The sequence below is a fragment of the Rhodanobacter sp. sgz306013 genome (assembly GCF_057031145.1).
This window is the reverse complement of the sequence record NZ_JBXCIJ010000003.1, coordinates 1-18,690: the sequence shown is the minus strand read 5'-3', so window position 1 is coordinate 18,690 and position 18,690 is coordinate 1. Positions and strand designations below refer to the sequence as shown.

Genomic DNA, 18,690 nt, shown 5'->3' with positions numbered 1-18,690 from the left:
GGGCCGGAGCCCTTCCCGCGGCAATGCAGCGACAACCATAGAACGCAGGAAAAGGCCGCTCCATGCTCTCAAACCGTCGATTCAAGATGCTTCCCGCCATGGGCCTTGCGGGAGCCGTTCTATGGATGGCGTCAGGGCCAGGCGCGTTTGCGGGAGTCTCCGCGGCAAGGGCAGGCACCGGTCAACCCGCATTCGACGTCGCTCCGGCGCACGCCGCCCTGGAGCGGCTGGTGGGCAGCAAGTACGCCGACCAGGTGAGCCTGCAGGCCGTACCCAAACGTGCGCAAGGCGACTATTTCCGGGTTGCGGGGAAGAACCACCGGCTCGTCATCAAGGCCACCTCGCCGGCCACGCTGCTCGCCGGTTTTGGCTGGTATCTGGATGAAGTGGCGCATGCCGACATCTCGTTGAATGGCGAGCAACTGGACCTGCCGGACACCCTGCCGCTGCCCCGGCAGCCGATCGCCCGCAAAGCCACGGGCGTCCACCGATTTGCGTTCAACGATGTGGACAAGGCCTACACGCAGCCGTACGCGAACTGGGATTACTGGCAGCACAAGATCGACGTACTGGCCCTGCAAGGCATCAACGAGGTGCTGGTGTACCAGGGACAGGCCAAGGTGTACGAGCAGACGCTCCAGGATTTCGGCTACAGCCAGGCCGAGATGCTGCACTGGATACCGCAGATCACGCACCAGCCGTGGTGGCTGCTGCAGAACATGTGCTGTTCGCACGATCCGATCCCGCAGAGCGTCATCGACCAGGACGCCGCACTCACCCGCAAACTGGTCGCACGGCTGCGCGAACTGGGCATGATGCCGGTGTTCCCCGGCTACTACGGCACCGTGCCGCCCCACTTCAACGACCGCAACCCCGGCGCGCACGCGGTGAGCACGGGCACATGGGACAACTTCCCCCGGCCGGACTGGCTCGACCCGACCAATGCCTGGTTCGCCAAGGTCGCCGCCGATTTCTATCGCAGGCAATCGGCCCTGTATGGCGACAGCCACCTGTACAAGATGGATCCGCTGCACGAAGGCAGCGAGGGTGCGGAGAGCGGCGACATCGACTTGACCGCCGCCGTCAGGGACACGCAGAAAGCGCTGGAACGGGCCCACCCCGGCGCCATCTGGGTGCTGCTGGGCTGGGAGGGCAATCCGCTGCCGGCGGTGATCCAGGGGCTGGACAAATCCCACGCCCTGATCGTGGATGGCAGCGCCGAATCCAGCACGGCCACGGCCGACCGGGAGGCCGAGTGGCGCGGCACGCCGTACGCCTTCGGCACGATCTGGAACTTCGGCGGCCATACCAACATGGGCGCCAATGTTTCGATATGGAACAGCCGGTACTGGGCGTGGAAAGGCAAACCGGACAGCGCGCTGGCAGGCATCGCCTTGATGCCGGAAGCCAGCGACAACAACCCGGCGGCATCGGCGTTTTTCACCGAGCTGGCATGGCGCGAGACACCGGCCGATCTCGACCAGTGGTTCCGCAACTGGGCATGGCGTCGTTACGGCGGCTCCGCGCCTGATCCGCACGCGGTAGCCGCGTGGCACATCCTGCAACAGACCGCCTACAACCTGCCCGCCAACTGGGACAGCAAGTACCAGACCGGGTTTTACGAACTGGCTCCGAACCTGTCCGAACCCGGCGGCCGGCCACTGCATTACGACCCGGCGCAAATCGACCGGGCGCTGGCCGAGTTGCTCCAGGTCGCTCCCGCGCTGCGGAGCAGCAGCGCCTATCGCTACGACCTGGCCGACCTCACCCGGCAGGCACTGTCGGTGCACAGCCGGGTCCTGTTGCCCAGGATCAAGGCCGCGTTCGAGGCGAAGGACAAGGTCCGGCTGGACCGCCTGACGGCGCAGTGGCTGCACCAGATGAAGGAGCTCGACACCGTGCTGGGCACCAACCGGCAGTTCATGCTGGGGCCGTGGCTGGCCAACGCGAAGTCCTATGCGCATTCCCCCGAAGCGTGGGCGGGGATCGAATACGACGCACGGGCGCTGATCACGATCTGGGGCAACCCCCAGGAAGCGGACTACGCGCGCCGCGAGTGGCAGGGGCTGGTCGGCGACTACTACTACGCGCGCTGGAAGCTTTACTTCGACGCGCTGGATACGGCGCTCAGCACCGGCGGCAAACCCCGGACCATCGACTGGTACGCCATCGGCGAGCAGTGGTCGCACGCGCGGAATACCTACCCGGTCCGACCCAGCGGCGACATCCACGCCATCGCGGAGGAAGTGCTGAGCGACCTGACGCGCAACGCACAGGACTAGCGTTTCCCGCGCCCTGCCCGCACTCAGCGCTTCTTTCCCCCGAAGCCTGGGAGGGCGGTGGCCTGTTTCATCCACGACGCGGCCTGGCGTTCGTCGAGGTCTTCCACCGATGCAAGGTTCACGCCCCGCGAGTCCCTGCCCATCCCGATCGGCGTCACCGGTGGCACCGGCGTGAGCGAGGTGCCGCGGCCGAACGTCAGCTTGACGTGGCCAACGAAGCCGCCGCAGGAGAAGCACCAGCCGTCGCCGACGCCGTACCACGCCATGCCCCATTTCACGGCGCGCTGCAAACCCGGCAGCGTACGGGCTGCCAGCGCATCCACGTGTTCGGCGATGCCGCGCTGCGGCTGCGGCAGGCTGCGGATATAGGCAAAAACCGGCTCGTCGCCTTCCTTGGCTTTCGCCGGGCTGGCCCGGCCCGTCATGGCCACCGGCAGCGTCGTGGCCACCGCCGGCGCTTCCGCGCCCGCGCCGGGTTGGCGTGCTTTCGACCGGGCCTTGGCGGCCGGCTCGGCACCGCGTTTTCCCGCCGCCTTGCCGCCTGCTTTCTCGGTATCAACGGTGCGTGCCATCGCCAGCCTCCCGTCGTGGAATCTGGAGAGATATCCCTGCCACCGCCTCCAATCAAACGCCTGAAGGCGACCCTTATGCTCTGCTTCCTCCCGGCCGCGGCTTGAACCGGCGGACCTCCTGCGGCCAGCCGCAGGCTTCGGCCAGCTGGCCGGCCCACTGTCGTGCCGCCCGCTCGTCGGCCACGTCGATCACGGTGAACCCGCCCAGAAACTGGAGATTCCGCACGTACGGCCCGTCGGTGAACTTCAGCGTGCCACTGGTGGCGTCCGCAGTGAAGGCTGCACCCGGATCCTCCTCCAGGCCGCCGGCGAACACGTAGACACCCGCCGCCTTCATCGCATCCACCACGGCCTTCGCCAGCGGCCCGCGCTCGCTGAACCATGCCTCGGTGTGCTCGCCGACCCACGGCTGGTTGAAGTAGATCAGATACTCGCTCACGTCCTACCCCAAGGCCACGCAGCCCCGGTGGCTGCCTTCCTCCTCGCGACGAACGGGCGCCGCCCGGATCGACAAAAGCGGACGCCGGGCCTCCCAGGCGGAACCGGCACGACGCCGCCTGAAAGGGTCGGATCCACCTCCTTACAAACCCCACACCGCACACCTGCAAGGCCCCGGGACAGGGATGAACCTGATCCCGCTCTGGTTCTTCGGCCGGGAGGCACGCGCATTTGTCGTACTATTATCCGCTCCGTCGATGAGCGCTCCACGGCCGCGGCACGCGCCCCGCTCCTGCGCCGGCAGAGGCGCCAGATCCTGCACGGAGACCAGGCATGACCCAGCGTGACCCGTTCGACCCGTTCCAGGGCAGACGCGATTTTCTGCGCGCATCCGGCGCATTGGGGCTGGCGGCGATGCTGCCCGGCGCGGTGCGCGCGGTCGACTCGCCACTGCACAGGGCTACCGGCGTCGCCGCAGGCGCGCCCTTGCCGTCACGTGCGCCGCTGGCGTCGCAGCCTTTCCGGCGCTTGCCCGCAGGCGCCATCCGGCCGGCCGGCTGGCTACGGCGCCAGTTGGAGATCCAGGCATCCGGGCTGGGTGGTCACCTGGACGAAACCTGGGCCGATGTCGGCCCCGACAGCGGCTGGCTCGGCGGCACCGGCGAATCCTGGGAACGTGGCCCCTACTTTCTGGACGGACTGCTGCCGCTGGCCTGGCAGCTGGACTCGGCGGTACTGAAGGCCAAGGCGCAGAAGTTCATCGACTGGACACTGGAGCACCCCTGGCCCAACGGCATGTTCGGCCCGCGCAGCAATGACGACTGGTGGCCGCGCATGGTGATGCTCAAGGTGCTCACGCAGTACCACGAGCTCACCGGCGATGCGCGGGTGATACCGCTGATGACGAATTACTTCGTCTACCAGCTGGGCGCGCTGCCGCAGCGGCCGCTGCGCGACTGGGGCCGCTCGCGCTGGCAGGACGAACTGCTCTCGGTGCTGTGGCTTTACGACCGCACCGGCGATGCGCGCCTGCTGCAACTGGCCGCCCTGCTCCACCGGCAAGGCTTCGACTGGCAGGGCATGTTCGCCGACTTCCGCTTCAAGGAAAAAGTCGACGTAGCTGCACTCGAGGCCAAGGGTGGCGACGCGGTCTTCATGAAAGACCTCGGCCAGCGCGTGCACGGCGTCAACATCGGCATGTCGATCAAGTCCTCGCCCGTCTGGTCACTGGTATCGGGCAGCGCACAGGATCGCGAGGCCGTGCACCACCAGCTGAAGATGCTCGACACCTACCACGGCATGCCGAACGGCATGTTCTCGGCCGACGAGCACCTGGCCGGCCGCAACCCCTCGCAAGGCACCGAGCTGTGCACGGTGGTCGAGACGATGTTTTCGCTGGAAGTGGCGCTGGCCATCACCGGTGACCCGGCCCTGGCCGACCGGCTGGAGACGATTGCCTACAACGCTCTGCCGGGCACCTTCACGGACGACATGTGGGCGCACCAGTACGACCAGGAATCCAACCAGGTGGAATGCAGCCTGCACCGGCGCCCATGGACCAGCAACGGCCCGGAAGCCAACCTGTTCGGGCTGGAGCCGCACTTCGGCTGCTGCACCGCCAACTTCCACCAAGGTTGGCCCAAGCTCACCGCCAGCCTGTGGATGGCGACGGCGGACGGTGGCATGGCGGCGATGGTCTATGCGCCCTGCACGGTGCAGACCGTCGTGCAGGGCGTGCCGCTACGGATCGAGCAGAATACCGATTACCCGTTCCGCTCGCGCGTGGAGATCGTCCTGCATCCGGCACGGGCCACCAGCTTCGCGCTGAAGCTGCGCATTCCCGGCTGGGCCACTGCATCGACGTTGAGCGTGAACGGCCACGCGCAAGCCACGGGGCAGGCCGGGCGCTTCGTGACGCTGCACCGCGAGTGGCGGCCCGGCGACACGATTGCGCTGACGTTTGCGAGCCAGCCGACGACGGTGTCCGGCTTCAACGACTCGGTCAGTGTGCGCGATGGTGCGCTGGTGTTCGCGCTGCCCATTGCCGAGTCGTGGATCAAGTGGCGCCAGCGCGGGCTGACCGCCGACTGGCAGGTGTATCCGGCCTCGCGCTGGAACATGGGCCTGCCGGAAAACGCGAGCTTCCGCAGGAACGAACATCCGGTCGGCGCCGTGCCGTTCTCGCGCCACCAGCCCCCGGTGACGCTCAGCGTGGAAGGGCGCGCGGTGGCCAGTTGGAAGGCCGAGGAAGGCGCCGCCGACCCGGTACCGCGCCGGCCACAGGCCGATGCCACCGACACGCCGGAGCTGCTCACCTTGCTGCCTTATGCGGCGCCCAAGCTCCGCATCACCGCCTTCCCGCTGCTGGCACCGGGCAGCAACGAGCACCCCAAGGATGACCACGTGAGCTGAGGGGCGAAGCGACGTCTCGGGTTCAAGGACCGCTCGTCGCGTTCGACGCACACGCGGGAAGAAAGTGAACCTGCCGCCGTTGTTCTTGCCTGTTATTGCGGCCCGCAAGCTCCCTGAACGTCCCGCACCGCCTCCGGTCGATGAAAGAGCCCGCCTGCCCGGGCCATCGACGGGAGACACACCTTGAACGAACAGGAAACGGGGTCAGGTTCACCGCCTGACAAGCCCAGGGCACCGCATACCTGCACCGCCCCGGCCCCGGCACGCTGCTGGCGCCTGTGCCATTTCGGAGGGCGGACTCTGGCCGCAACAGACACCGCGGCAATCTGGACGGCCGCATCGGTACTTGTCGCCGACATCGAATACAAGCGGCATCGAGCTGGGGGCCCGACCTTCGCGATCGGACCCCCTCAGGGAACTACCCTGCAACGGCCAGGAATTCGTAGGAACAGAAGACCAGGCCGCTGCCGAGCCGTCCGGTGTCGATCAGACGCATCGGTTTCGCGGTGCCGATCTCATCGAACAGGCGCCTGCCGGCGCCGAGTACAACGGGAAACACGACCAGCCGCAGTTCATCAGCCAGGCCCTGTGCCATCAGCGTGCGACAAAGCTGGCAGCTGCCGTAGACGATGATGTCGCCGTCCAGCTTGCGCTTCAGCTCGGAAACCGCTTTCACGACATCGCCGCGGAGTATCGTCGCGTTGCTCAATCCGGCGTGCTCCAGAGTCGAGGACACCACGTACTTGGGCAGACTGGTGATCCTGGCCGCCCATTCGGCGGACCAGGCCGTCGGCATCCGGATGGCGAACCATGCGTCGCTGTGCCTGCCCACCAGCAAGGCATCGGCGTGCATCGCTTCGTCGATCTCGCGTTCAGTCCATGCGTCGAAGTCCTCGCCCACGTACTGGCGGAACCAGCCGCCGAATGCGGTGCCCTCCTTGCCGTCCGGGTCTTGGACCACGCCGTCGAGGGTCATGTTCGTGGTGATGATGATTCTTGCCATTTTCGAGCTCCTTGGAGGATGGTGTTGCTGCCTTGGTGCTCGATGTGGACGCCGTGACCCCACGAAAGGGGGCGCTCGGGGGAGCGCCCCCTTTCGCGGGCGGCCGGCGTCTCTATGGGAAGGTGCGTCATGGGTAGAGCGGGGTGCAGTGGGTGGAGACCGAACTGATAGCGAGGGCGCGGACCGGGGACGGTGAGGCGTTCCGCGCGATGACCGAGCCATTTCGCGGCGAACTGCAGGTGCATTGCTACCGCATGCTCGGCTCGTTGCAGGACGCCGAGGATGCGCTGCAGGACACCCTGGTGTCGGCGTGGCGCGGGCTGGAAGGGTTCGACGGACGGGCGTCGCTGCGCACCTGGCTTTACCGGATCGCCACCAACCGGTGCCTGAGCCTGCTCCGTACGGCGAGCCGGCGCCCGGCCAAAGAGTGGGACCACCCCGAGATTGAACCGCCCGAGCCGACCCGGCTGGGCGAAGTCACTTGGCTCGAGCCGTATCCCGATGCGCTTCTCGATGAGGCCGTGGCATACGGCCCGAAGGTCCGGTACGAGCAGACCGAAGCCATCTCACTGGCCTTCGTGACTGCGCTGCAGGTCTTGCCGCCACGCCAGCTCGCGGTGCTGATTCTGCGCGACGTCCTCGGGTTTCATGCGCTGGAGGTAGCCCACATGCTGGACACGACGGTCGACTCGATCAAGAGCGCCCTCAAGCGCGCCCGAGCCGGCATGCAGCGCCACCGGAGGCCGGTCGATGCGAGCCGCAAACCGGCGACCGAGAGTGCGATCGTGGCGAATTTCGTCAGCGCCTTCGAGTCCGCCAACATCGATATGCTGGTGGGTCTGCTGACCGACGACGTTTTCCTGTCGATGCCGCCGATACCCCTCGAATACCACGGCCGAAACGTCGTCGCCCAGTTCCTCGGCCTGCTCTTCCGCACAGGCCGGCGATTCCGCCTCGTGCCGACGCGCGCCAACGGGCAGGCGGCCTTCGGAGTCTATCTACGCAGTCCCGCCGGCATCAGCCACGGAACCGGCCTCATCGTCCTGAGGCTCGCCGGTGACCGAATCAACGCCATCGTCCGCTTCGAAAATAGCCTGCTCCCGCGGTTCGGTCTTCCGCATTCGCTGCCGGGCCCCGCGGATGAATAGGCTGATCGCCTCCTTCCTTCGCAGCGGCGGCGGCGGGAGGCGTCCGCCGGAGACTGGTCTGTGGGTCCGGTTTTGCGGAAAGCCCCCATTTGCAGTTTCGTTTCGTGGTTTCAGCGCGCGCACAGCGACGCAAACTGCCCCGTCGACGGTCAGATTGAGATCCCTCGCCCCTATCGCCCCTACCCGTCCCTGAGGTGTTCCGGTCTATCCGGCCACCGTCGCATCAAGGTCGATGTCGATCATCAGGTCGGGGAGCGGGGCCAGGTTCACTTCCCGGCAAACCCGGGCACCGCATGCCTGCACCGCCCCGGCCCCGGCACGCTGCTGGCGCCCGTGCCATCTGGCGAATCCGCCCCCTCTTCCGGTCGTTTTCCGCTGACGACACCCGACTGCACGTCGGCAGGCGGCCTGCCTGCCATCCACACGCAGCAGGCAACATCGGCTCCCCGTCCCGGCGCCGCCCTTGTCCGCCCTACCCCTGCAACGCACCCGGCACCGGATACCGCTTGCCGTCGTATTTCAGGAGGTAATGCCTGCCGTCTTGGCTCGGCTTGCCGTCGTCGCGCGTGGCGGTGGCGGTGACCTGCAGGTCGTGGAAACCGTGGTGGGTTTCCGGCAGCACACTCAAGGTATAGCGGGTGTTCTCGACGACGGTCGGCGCATCCGCCGGCGCGCTGGGGTTGCAGCGGTCGTTGCCCTCCTGCACATAGCGCCAGGAAGAAACGGTCATGTCCGCCAGCACGCGACGGATATGCGCCCCTTCGCGGACATAGAGCGAGCGCGTGGGCCCCTCGCCGCCATCGCCGCAATGGGGGGAGGCCCAGCCGCTCACGTCCAGGCCGAACGCCCGCACGCCCTGGGCAAGCACGTAGGGTGCGGTGTCGATGTGCAGGCTGTCCGACTGCACGGTCAGCGTGGCGTCTTCATAAATCTCGCCACGGTAGTCGGCAACCACGCGACCGCCCTGGACGATCGCCAGCACCAGGCGCTTGCCGTCTTGGTCGCCCGCGTCATACGCCAGGGCGACATAGGTCTGGCTGCGATCCGCGGGGCTGGCCTTGCATGCCGCCGCGACCACGATCGATGCATCGGCGTCGTCACCTGCAGCGGCACCCACCCGGCCCGGCAGCTTCAGTTGCTCCGACACCGACTGGACCAGCGCGGGCGGGCAGGACGGATCCCGCGGCGCGCCGGCGGAGCCGTCCCGCGCGTGGCAGCGCGCTGCAAGCAGTCCCACGCCAAGCACCACCATTCCCAGTCGCTTCATCGAGCCCTCCTCCTTCTTTCCCCGACTTTGCCTGGCGTCATGGCGCGGATCTTGGCCACGGAGCGCGTGCCTGACGGCGCCCGGTTCACTTTCACGCGCCCGGCCAGTGGACCGGCCTCCGTCAGTTATCCAGGCGGTCCTGACCCGGTCAACGCGCCCCCGTCAAACGCTGGTAGAACATCCCGCCGATGTAGAACGTCGCGCCCAGCACCACCAGGCTGATGATGCGCGCCAGGGGTTGCGCGCCGCTCAGGTCATACAGCAGCACCTTGCCTGCGGTGGCGCCGAACACCAGCAGCGAGGACTGGCCGAGCATCCGGTCGCGCCGCCACATCGAGATGCCCAGGCAGGCCAGCGCCAGCAGTCCCCAGGCGGTGGATACGACGATGCGCGCATCGAGCCAATGCTCGGCGGCCGCCATCGCACTGACATGGCCCGCGTAGACCAGCAGCATGCGCGTTTCGCGCCCGCCGTCCCTGCGCGAAACCACGGCATATCCCAGGTAGAGCATCGCCGCGTAGGCGATGGCCAGGATGGCGTGTCCCGGCACCTGGCCCAGGTTGAAGCCGGCGACGACACGGACATAATTGAGCAGGAAGATCGCACCCACTGCCGCCCACAGTGCCCACAACGGCCCGATCCCGCCCGCGCGCCTGCGCGTGATCCAGAACGCAACCGGCACCAGGATGAAGCTGGCCCAGGGCGCCCAGTCGCTCGGCCATGCCTCCAGGTAGCCGGCATGCAGCAGCACCACGGCGAGGTAGCACCACAGCAGCCATTCGCCGCCCGGAAGCGGCCCACCCGACAGCCGGCGCGCGACCAGGTAGAGCACGCCCACCGCCACCACGCTGGCGAATGAAATCCATGGCGCCAGGGCGGGCACGTGCTGGTCCAGCACCACGTATTGCAGCACATAGAAAATCAGCAGCGGCGGCAGGTGCAGCATCGCCCCGGCCTCGTCCAGCGGCTGCTGCCGGCGTACCGAGAACACCACCGTGGCGATGCCGAAAATCACGAACTGCACGGTCTGGAACGACAGCCCGGCGATCCATTCCTTCGGCGCATGCATCTGCCAGATCGCGTCGAATCCCAGCAGCGCCAGATAGAGCGCCAGCAAGTAGATCAGGCGCCGCCCGCACCAGACGGCGTAGATGCTGAACACCACGCTCCAGGCCGAGTAGTAGATCACCAGGTCGGTGATGGAGCCGCCGTCGCGGGCGAGCAGGAAGGGCGCGGAATAGGACCCCGCCACCGCGAACAAGGCGTACAGGTCGCTGTCGAAGACCCGGCACAGCCACAGCGACAGGGCGCAGACGCCGATGACGAACAGCGTCGCCATCTTCGCCGCAATCAACGCGTAGTAGAGATGCCCGCCATAGATCGCGAGGAACAGGATCACGATGCCGCATGCCGGCAGGTAGCCCGCGTAATGCGGATGGGCGTCGCGCAACCAGAGCCCCGCGACGATCAACAGCAGTCCTCCCACCACGGCCGCGGCGATCTGCACCAGCGGAGTCAGCCAGCCACTGTCGATACCCAGGCGTATCAGGTAGGCCGCCGCCAGCACGAACGCCGCCGCGCCGCCCCAACCCAGGATGCTCGTCGCGAACGAAGGGTTGTCGGGCGCCGCCCGTGCGCGTGCCAGTGCGGCCTGGGCCGATGCGCTTTGCGCCGCAACGGCCGGCCGGGCCGCCGGCGATGGTGCGCCAGCCGCCGGTGGCGGGGCCTGCTGCGGCCGCGACGGTTGCAGCGGTGGTGGCGATGCCTGTCGCGCCGGCCCTGGCGAGGACTCGTGCGGCGGCGGCATCGTGCGCGACGATTGCGGCCAGACAAAGCGCACATCCAGACGTTCCTCGATCTGCGCAAGGCGTCTTTCCAGCGCCGCCAGCCGCTCTTCCACACTCTCCGTCGACATGGCATCCCCCATTCCGTAGCGATCGTGCCCATCCAACCGTTGCGACCCGAGCCTGCATGCCGCCGCCGTGGAGGCTCGCCCATACGGCCGACGCCCCCTCGCCATGACTCCCCGCGGCGCCAGCGGCCCAGCCGGCAACGCCCCGGCTGTCTCGTGCTGCACGCGATCATCATTGCGCTGGCGCTTCAAGGTCAACCGACCAGCAAGGCGGCTCAGCAAAAACTGTCCGGCACAATTTGCACCTGTGCGCGGGCGGCCCGTTGGCTGATCGCGCCAAAGCGATCCGCTCACTCTTGCGCGACGGAAAACAGGGGCAGCGTCGAATTTCCGGAAAACGTACTCCGACCCGTTTGCGCGGAACCCCGCTTTCGCGGATCGCCGTCACCCAGCGAACTGCCCCGTATTGCCCAGTGACCCGAACGCCCTGAACTTCCGGCGCCGCCTCCAGTCGATGAAGGAGCCTGCCCGGCGCTCCAGCCCGGGCCATCGACGGGAGACCCACCGTGAACCGCATGCACCTGAAAGCAGGCGGCGCCCTGCTGCTGGCCGTGATGTTCGGCCAGGCCGCGGCCGCCGAAGCCAGCCACACCTCCACACCCACGCCGCAGCGCATACCGGACAGCTATGCGCAGGCGGCGAAGCGGGTCGACATCGGCCATGGCCGCTTCCTCAACCTGCGTTGCTCGGGCAGCGGGCCGCAGACCGTCCTGCTGGAGGCCGGCGCGCTCAACGATTCCTCCACCTGGTTCAAAGTGCAGCCGCGGCTGGCCGCCCACGCCCGCGTCTGCGCCTACGACCGGGCCGGCTTCGGCTTCAGCAGCGCGGGGCCGTTGCCGCGCGATCTCGACGCCGACGTGGCGGACCTGCACGCGCTGATCCAGCACGCCCGCCTGTCCACCCCGCTGGTAATGGTGGGGCATTCGCTGGGCAGCAACATCGTGCGGCAGTACGCCAGCCGCTATCCCGGCGACGTGAGCGCAATGGTGCTGCTCGACCCGCCCGCGCAGGACATCGGCCGGTTCGCTCCCGGCTGGCAGAAGGACGAGGACACCCTCTCGGTACAGCGCTTCGCGTTTCTTCGCCAGTGCGAGGCCGCCGCCGAAAAGCACGAACTGACGTCCACCCACAAGGAGCTGAGCCAGTGCCTCGGCGGCCCCGATCCACACGCCAGCGCCAAGCTCAACGCAGTGAACCTGGCCCTGATGACGAAGCCCGCGTACTGGCACACCGTGCTGTCGGTGCTCCAGAGCAATCCCGCGATATTCAAGCCGCCCGTGTCCAAGCAGGAGACCCACGGCGCCACACCCCTGATCGTGCTGTCCGCCGCCAACACCTACGCCGATGCGCTGCCGCGCGACCGCAATGGGCTGGAAGCGGCCCGCGCCCACACGCAGGCACAGATCGTCGCCACCTCCTCCCGCGGCACGCTGGTGCACGTGGCGAATACCTCGCACGACATCCAGATCGATCAGCCGGGGGCGGTGGTCAAGGCAGTCGTGCAAGCCCTGGGGATGGCGCAGCCTGCGCCGAAGTAAGGTGGCCAGCTGACGGGGTCAGGTTCACGTCCTGACAACCCCTGGCACTACGCACCTGCACCGCCCCGGGCCTCGTCGCGCTGCCGCCGCCGGGGCCGCGCGGCGCCTGGCCCGACTGCCACGACTCGACCTTCCAGGCATCCCGCAACACGTCGCCCCAGCAAGGCAACAACCGCCTGCCCTGCTTGCTGCATGACACCGACCGGCGCCGCTGAAGGCAGGAAGTGAACCTGACCCGGCTCTTCGACCCGGCTCGTCCTTGACCTGCATCAACAGCAGCGCCCGCCGCCGTCCCACCATGGAGTCCACGACCACCTCACCGGGCGGAGAGGACAAGCCATGACACCCGCCAATCGCACGCTCGTCGTCTACTACAGCCGCAGCGGCACGACCGCGCTCGTGGGCCACGCCCTGGCCCAGCGCCTGGGCGCGGACGAGGCGATGATCCAGGACAAGCGGGCGCCTGGTCACGTGTCCGTCTGGCGGGCACTGCTCGATCGCCTGTTCAATACCTTGCCACCCATCGCCCCGATCGCGGCGCATCTCGATAACTACGACCTGATCGTGCTCGGAACACCGGTCTGGGGAGGGCGCGCCGCGGCCCCGATGCGCCGGTTTCTCAAGGACTACGGGCCGAGCCTGCCCGCGGTGGCGTTCTTCTGCACCATGGGCGGCAGCGGTGCCGCAACCACCTTCGAAGACATGCAGGCGCGGCTGGGCAGGCCGCCGCGCGCAAGCTGCTCGTTCGACGCCAAGGCACTGGACACGGACAGTTATCTGGGCGCGCTCGACCGCTTCGCGATGCAACTGACCGGCAATGCGCACTCGCCGCCATCACGCCAGCCGGCACCCAGCGGCGTCCCTATGCAGCTTTAGGCGAGCAAAGGCGGCGACGGCATGCCGGGACGCGCGCGCCCCTGAACAAGCCTGGCGGGTCACCCAGTGAGCGGACCACGTCAGGCCAGGGGTTCAACGGTGCGGGGCCGTCGGGATAGCCGCAAGTGAACCTGACCCCGTTTTGATCTCCGATCCATCTCTCAGGAGTTCAGACGATGCGATACGTACTTCTTGCCATGGCGATACTCCTCGCTCCGGCCGTCCCGCCCCCGGCCCAGGCGCAGACCCAGCTGAGCATCGGCATCTCAGATCGCGGCGTCAGCCTCGGATTCGTGATGTCGACGTATCCGGTGCTGGTGCACATCCCGGGCTATCCGGTCTATTACGACCCGCAAGTGGACGCGAACTACTTCTTCTACGACGGCCTGTACTGGCTGTACGAGGACGACAACTGGTATTCGAGCGCCTGGTACAACGGCCCGTGGGACATGATTCCACCGATCTACGTGCCTTTGTTCATCCTGCGCGTCCCGGTGCGCTATTACCGCCGCCCGCCCACCTATTTCCGGTACTGGCGTGCCGATGCCGCCCCGCACTGGGGCGAACGCTGGGGGCGCGACTGGGAGCGCCAGCGCAGCGGATGGGATCGCTGGGACCGTCGCTCCGTACCCGTGGCCGCGCCGCTGCCGAGCTACCAACGCAGCTACACCGGCAACCGTTACCCCCGCCAGCGGGAGCAGCAACGCACGATCGAGTCGCGCAGCTATCACTACCAGCCGCGCGAAGCAGTGAGCCGGCAGATACTCGAACAGCGTCGCCAGGGTGTGCCAGCGCGCGAGCAGGAGCAACAGCAGCAGCGGAATGCCGTGCAGCAGCAGAACCTGCAGCAGCAACGGCAGCGGAGCGCCCGGCCGCCGCAGAACCTCCAGCTACAACAACAGCGGAGTGTCCGGTCGCAGCAAAACCTCCAGCAGCAGCGGAATGCCCGACCGCCGCAGAGCGTCCAGCAGCAACAGCAGCAACATGCCTGGCCGCAGCAGGCCATCCCGCAGCACCGACCGCAGCGCATCCAGCAGCAAGGTGCACCGCCCGCGCAGCGAGCCCGCGGCACCGATAGGAAGGGTGCGCAGGGCCCGGCCGAAAAGGGCAAGAAACAGAGAGGCAACAACCAGGACAACGGCGGGCACCCCTAGCCCAAGGACGGAACAAAAGGCATCACGGACAATTCGAACGCCGCGGCGGCCTGCCGGGTGACCGGGCCGCGGCGAAGCGTCCCGCGGGTGCTTCGACCCGGACACGGCGTCGTCGCCGAGGCAAATGCCCTCATCGACCAGGCGGCGGAGACTCAACGATGAGGGAAGAGACGCATGCATGACGTCCTGGCCAGGCGGACAGCCGGCGGGTTGGCAGCTGGCCTGCAGTCGTTGACGGATGAATCGCAGCACGCCTGTGAGTTCATGCGTCGACTCAAGCGCGGGGTCGGAATAGATCCCGCACGAGCGCGCTCAATTCGCATCACGGACGGGGCTCAGGTTTCCGTGGCAGGCTAGAGCCTCACGAACGTCGATCACAGGGGATCAACGCGAATGGAATCATCGACACTGACGTTTGCCATGCTGGACAAGCGGATCGAGGGCTTGCCGCTGCATCCGTCTCGCCAGTTCACCCCCAGCCGTCGCGCGGGATGGGGCAGCAGCATTGGCTTCGCATCGGCGTTGCTGGCCCTGATCATCGGCAAAACGCTGCCCAACAACCGCTGGGCACTTGCCGCCGTAATGGTGTTGCTGGTCATCGAGCTGTCGGGATTCTTTGTGGCCTTCACCGCGCAACTGCCAGGCTTCAACTTGAAGCCGTCCAGCGAACGCCGCGAGTTTGTCGAGGTCCTGGACTTCGACATGCCGCATCACGAAGCGCTGATCGGCTGGCTGCGGAATTTTCCGCGCGAGCGCCTGCAAGCCATGAGCGACTTCACGGATTTTCGCGTTGAGCGGTTACGCAGCAAACTCCCCCTGTTGACCGGCGGGCTGGACAAGCTGGGTATCCTGCCGGTCCTCGTCGCCCTCGTCATCCAGTTCAAGGATATGCACTGGCCGCCGCAAGTCAGCTGGCCCGAGGTCTACCTGTTCGCCGTACTGATGGGCGTCTACTGGCTGAGCCTGCTGCAGGTTGGAGTGCGGTTTCGCCTGGAGCTGTACGACATGCTCCTGAAAAAAGCGCTGGCGACGTGACGCAGGCCATAGCTCGACCACGGATAACCGCCCCTAACGACCATCCGCACAAACCGCGTCAACCTCTTCCCCCGTCGGGCATTGCTCCAGACACCTTTCCCGACGCCAGAAACCGCCCATGGCCTATTTACCCTAATTGCAAAAAGCGCCAATAACGCCCAACGAATTAATCAAAACATGGACTACAAAATAAAGTCCAATTCCTACAAATTGATCCCGCCTACCTGGCAGATTTTGTTTTACTTCAGCTTTATAATGAAAACCGCCGCAGTGCAATGACCGCCGGCCGGAGAAAATCCTAACCAAAGGAAATCCGCAAGACCAAAAGCAGCGCGGGCCGCATGGGCAGCAACCCATACGACCCGCTGACCACAACCAACTTCTGGGAGTTGACCATGGCTAAGCCCGATCATACGGCAGTCGCGCACGACGATGCGCGCATCCCCACCAATCCGCTTTCGCGCCCTTACTGGACCCTCGCCGAAGCCGATCCCGACCAGCAGGACGCCGCCACCCTGGCCGGCCTCACCACCGCCATCCGCGCCCTCGTCCGCGTCCTCACCAACAGCGAAGCCTTCCGCGACTTCCACGCCAACAGTCAGAGCGACACCATCGAACCCGGCTGCTGCCCGTTGGATGCGCCCGCCACCGAAGGCCTCTTCGCCGCTTTGTACTTCCTCAGCGAGCAAGCCGAAGGGCTTAGTCAGATGCCGGTGACCACTCCAGTCCATTCGAACGACGTGTCGTATTGAGTTTCGTCGGACGGCTACATCAATAGAAACAGAGGTCTGAGTGTCCCCAAAAAAGCACTCCGACCCCTGTTTCGGAAGTGAACTTAACCCCGTTCTTTAGAGCCAAATTTGGGTATCCACTCCTTTTCCGATGGAAAGCATGGTTCTCACTTTGACTCGGTCTGGAATACCAAGTACTTCATGCGCCCAACGAATGTCAGCATAACTCGTTCTAAACATGTACATATGGTAGACGACCAGCACCTGAATCACTCGATCAACAATCAAGCTCCCTGCACCCAATTTTCTGATCTTTTCAATCTCGACCCGAGGCAGCGGCCTTTGTCCGTCTAGCACAGCAGCGATACGAATAAGCATCTGCCCAAGATCGTCATTCCGTCCAACGACAGTGCGCAAATCATCTGCTATAGCTTCAGCGCCCACAGACTCCGCCGCTTTCCGAATAAATCCAAAAGTGATGGCAAGTACAATAGAACCAACGACACGCTGCGCAAGCACCCTTCTGGATTCCGGGGTCTGCTCCCCACCGGCCTCCGCAAGCCTAGCCTCAAATTCTGCAACAAGTGCTTCAGGACCCTCCCTGAGGCTGGCGTAGAAAAATTCAAGCGCCTTCAACGGCCCGTTAAGCATGTCGCGAATAATCGACTCCCTCTGCGACCTTTGAATACGCGAGTATTGCGTCTTCAATATTTGACCGAGTATTTCAATCGCCTTAAAGACGACCGTCATCTGCGCCGACAAACTGAGTATATTTGCTTCCTCAGCGCACTCTACCAATCCATCGGACTCATCCTTGACAAGGGCGTCCGTACGCCTAGCCTCATTTTCACGATTTTCTTCAGGACTACCGCCACGATAGACAACACCTGGCAACTGCCGGAGCATAGCCTCCACAGATTCATCACGAAGCGCAAACTGAGCGGCCGGCAATCCTTTAAACTGATCATTCAATGTGTCAACAATTGCCGAAATCACACTAGATTTGTTAGCAAAATGAGTTAAAAATATAAGAATATTTGCATTCGAGCGAACGTACAGCTGCTTCGCTGCAGAATTCACAAAATCCTGCACTCCAGGGTCATCAAAATTTTCCGCCAAATACTTTGCCACAAAGAAATAATAGATATAGCTGTACCTAAATTCCGCAACTTCACCCGTAATATTAATGATACGAGATCGTAAAAGCTGTTCGCGCACCCTTAGAAAATCAAGTTCTATCCATCGTTCGGTAAATTTTCTATTGAAGTCACCAAGCTCATCCAGCGAAAGATAAGAGCGACCAAGACCCATTAGCTGCCACGCGAGCTGCGTGCAATACTGTTCAACATCCGTGAGTTGATTTTTCGCAACTCCAGCCTCCAGCATCGCATCGCTGATTAGATATTGGTAATAATAACCAAGCCCGCTGTCCTTGAAATTCTCCGGTGTACCAGTCTTCTGAGCTTGGAGCAAAGTCAACAAGTACACCGGATAACGGGGAACCACATTCCACCGCATCACGAGCTCGACGTATTTAGTTGCCTCGTCGATGCGGCGAATTCGATCCTCCTCATCGAGGAATTCATCCGAATCCAGCGTCACCCATTTACTGATTAATTTGGCGCGACTAAGGCGACCAAAAGGAAGGACGCGGTACTTAGGAAGACGGTCATAAACCTTGCCGTCCTCTTGATCAACTAGGTATGTCGCCTCAAAAACATCACTCACTGACAACACAAAGACACCGCATCGGGCGCGCAAGCGACAAAGGAGCTGCCGCCTAGCTTTTTCGGACTTGATCGGCACCTCGTCAAAATCATCAACCAGCAGCACTCGCTTTGACAATGGCAACTGCAAGTATTGATCTAACCGCTTGTTGTACTGTTGAAGTACCAACACCTCCAGCAACGATTCGATCTCGTCTTCTGTAGCGCGAGTGATGCGCCATCCAGGCATAAGAAGCGGCACAGCATTAAGCTCAACGTATTTCCTAAAGAGATACTTCAATAATGTCGTGCGCCCAGACCGCTCATCACCCTGAAGCACGAAACCTGCAACATTTTCTACACTTTGAATCAAGGACTCGCCATAAACCACGCCCGTCTCCTCACCATCATCAGATGAGGCTTCAAGGTCTGGAAAGATAAATACATCTTCCAAACAAACGTCTGCTCTCCCACCGACGCGGAGGATCACACCTAGCAGGCTGTCGAGAAACCTCCGCGCATCGCCGCGGTCATAGACGCTCTCAATCACTGACCGCTTGATCCGATGCGCAGCCCCGACGTCCAACAGCTTGGCATGTTTTCGTACGTATCGGTC

Annotated in this window: 14 protein-coding genes; 8 read left to right on the top strand and 6 right to left on the bottom strand. The window is 64.6% G+C overall.

The window, feature by feature from the left end:
- The first annotated feature begins 62 nt into the window (after window positions 1-62).
- Window positions 63-2,282, top strand: a complete 2,220-nt coding sequence (locus AC2EWF_RS09560) for an alpha-N-acetylglucosaminidase (RefSeq protein WP_483639151.1) — start codon at window positions 63-65, stop codon at window positions 2,280-2,282.
- 23 nt (window positions 2,283-2,305) lie between these two features.
- Here AC2EWF_RS09560 and AC2EWF_RS09555 read toward each other — a convergent pair whose 3' ends face one another.
- Both AC2EWF_RS09555 and AC2EWF_RS09550 read right to left on the bottom strand, forming a co-directional pair.
- Window positions 2,306-2,854, bottom strand: a complete 549-nt coding sequence (locus AC2EWF_RS09555; RefSeq protein ID WP_483639150.1) for a DUF1801 domain-containing protein — start codon at window positions 2,852-2,854, stop codon at window positions 2,306-2,308.
- A 73-nt stretch (window positions 2,855-2,927) separates the two neighbouring features.
- Entirely contained in the window at window positions 2,928-3,293 is a 366-nt protein-coding gene (locus tag AC2EWF_RS09550; protein WP_483639149.1) for a YciI family protein, read from the bottom strand.
- Window positions 3,294-3,625: 332 nt separating this feature from the next.
- Between AC2EWF_RS09550 and AC2EWF_RS09545 the strand changes: the two genes are divergently transcribed.
- On the top strand, window positions 3,626-5,704 hold the full coding sequence (locus AC2EWF_RS09545; protein WP_483639148.1) for a beta-L-arabinofuranosidase domain-containing protein: 2,079 nt from the start codon (window positions 3,626-3,628) through the stop codon (window positions 5,702-5,704).
- A gap of 418 nt (window positions 5,705-6,122) precedes the next feature.
- Here AC2EWF_RS09545 and AC2EWF_RS09540 read toward each other — a convergent pair whose 3' ends face one another.
- Entirely contained in the window at window positions 6,123-6,707 is a 585-nt protein-coding gene (locus tag AC2EWF_RS09540) for a dihydrofolate reductase family protein (protein ID WP_483639147.1), read from the bottom strand.
- Between the two features lie 152 nt (window positions 6,708-6,859).
- Here AC2EWF_RS09540 and AC2EWF_RS09535 point away from each other — a divergent pair, with 152 nt between their 5' ends.
- The gene (locus tag AC2EWF_RS09535) at window positions 6,860-7,855 is read left to right on the top strand and encodes a sigma-70 family RNA polymerase sigma factor (protein ID WP_483639146.1); all 996 of its coding nucleotides are present in this window, start codon (window positions 6,860-6,862) and stop codon (window positions 7,853-7,855) included.
- 472 nt (window positions 7,856-8,327) lie between these two features.
- Here the strand turns inward: AC2EWF_RS09535 and AC2EWF_RS09530 are convergent, their stop codons facing one another.
- Both AC2EWF_RS09530 and AC2EWF_RS09525 read right to left on the bottom strand, forming a co-directional pair.
- The gene (locus tag AC2EWF_RS09530) at window positions 8,328-9,122 is read right to left on the bottom strand and encodes a PA3715 family protein (RefSeq protein WP_483639145.1); all 795 of its coding nucleotides are present in this window, start codon (window positions 9,120-9,122) and stop codon (window positions 8,328-8,330) included.
- A 148-nt stretch (window positions 9,123-9,270) separates the two neighbouring features.
- Window positions 9,271-11,037, bottom strand: a complete 1,767-nt coding sequence (locus AC2EWF_RS09525; RefSeq protein WP_483639144.1) for a DUF2339 domain-containing protein — start codon at window positions 11,035-11,037, stop codon at window positions 9,271-9,273.
- A 512-nt stretch (window positions 11,038-11,549) separates the two neighbouring features.
- Between AC2EWF_RS09525 and AC2EWF_RS09520 the strand changes: the two genes are divergently transcribed.
- From AC2EWF_RS09520 to AC2EWF_RS09500, 5 genes are all read left to right on the top strand, one after another.
- Window positions 11,550-12,572, top strand: coding sequence for an alpha/beta fold hydrolase (locus tag AC2EWF_RS09520; RefSeq protein ID WP_483639792.1), 1,023 nt, complete (start codon window positions 11,550-11,552; stop codon window positions 12,570-12,572).
- Window positions 12,573-12,911: 339 nt separating this feature from the next.
- Window positions 12,912-13,448, top strand: a complete 537-nt coding sequence (locus AC2EWF_RS09515; RefSeq protein ID WP_483639143.1) for a flavodoxin family protein — start codon at window positions 12,912-12,914, stop codon at window positions 13,446-13,448.
- 176 nt (window positions 13,449-13,624) lie between these two features.
- Window positions 13,625-14,602 carry a hypothetical protein gene (locus AC2EWF_RS09510; protein ID WP_483639142.1) on the top strand — a complete coding sequence of 326 codons (978 nt, stop codon included), beginning with the start codon at window positions 13,625-13,627 and terminating at the stop codon, window positions 14,600-14,602.
- Window positions 14,603-14,995: 393 nt separating this feature from the next.
- Entirely contained in the window at window positions 14,996-15,637 is a 642-nt protein-coding gene (locus AC2EWF_RS09505; RefSeq protein ID WP_483639141.1) for a hypothetical protein, read from the top strand.
- Between the two features lie 341 nt (window positions 15,638-15,978).
- A complete protein-coding gene (locus AC2EWF_RS09500; RefSeq protein ID WP_483639140.1) occupies window positions 15,979-16,389 on the top strand; it encodes a hypothetical protein in 411 nt (136 codons plus the stop codon).
- A gap of 96 nt (window positions 16,390-16,485) precedes the next feature.
- Here the strand turns inward: AC2EWF_RS09500 and AC2EWF_RS09495 are convergent.
- On the bottom strand, window positions 16,486-18,690 hold a 2,205-nt coding region (locus tag AC2EWF_RS09495; RefSeq protein WP_483639139.1), incomplete at its 5' end, for an STAND family AAA ATPase.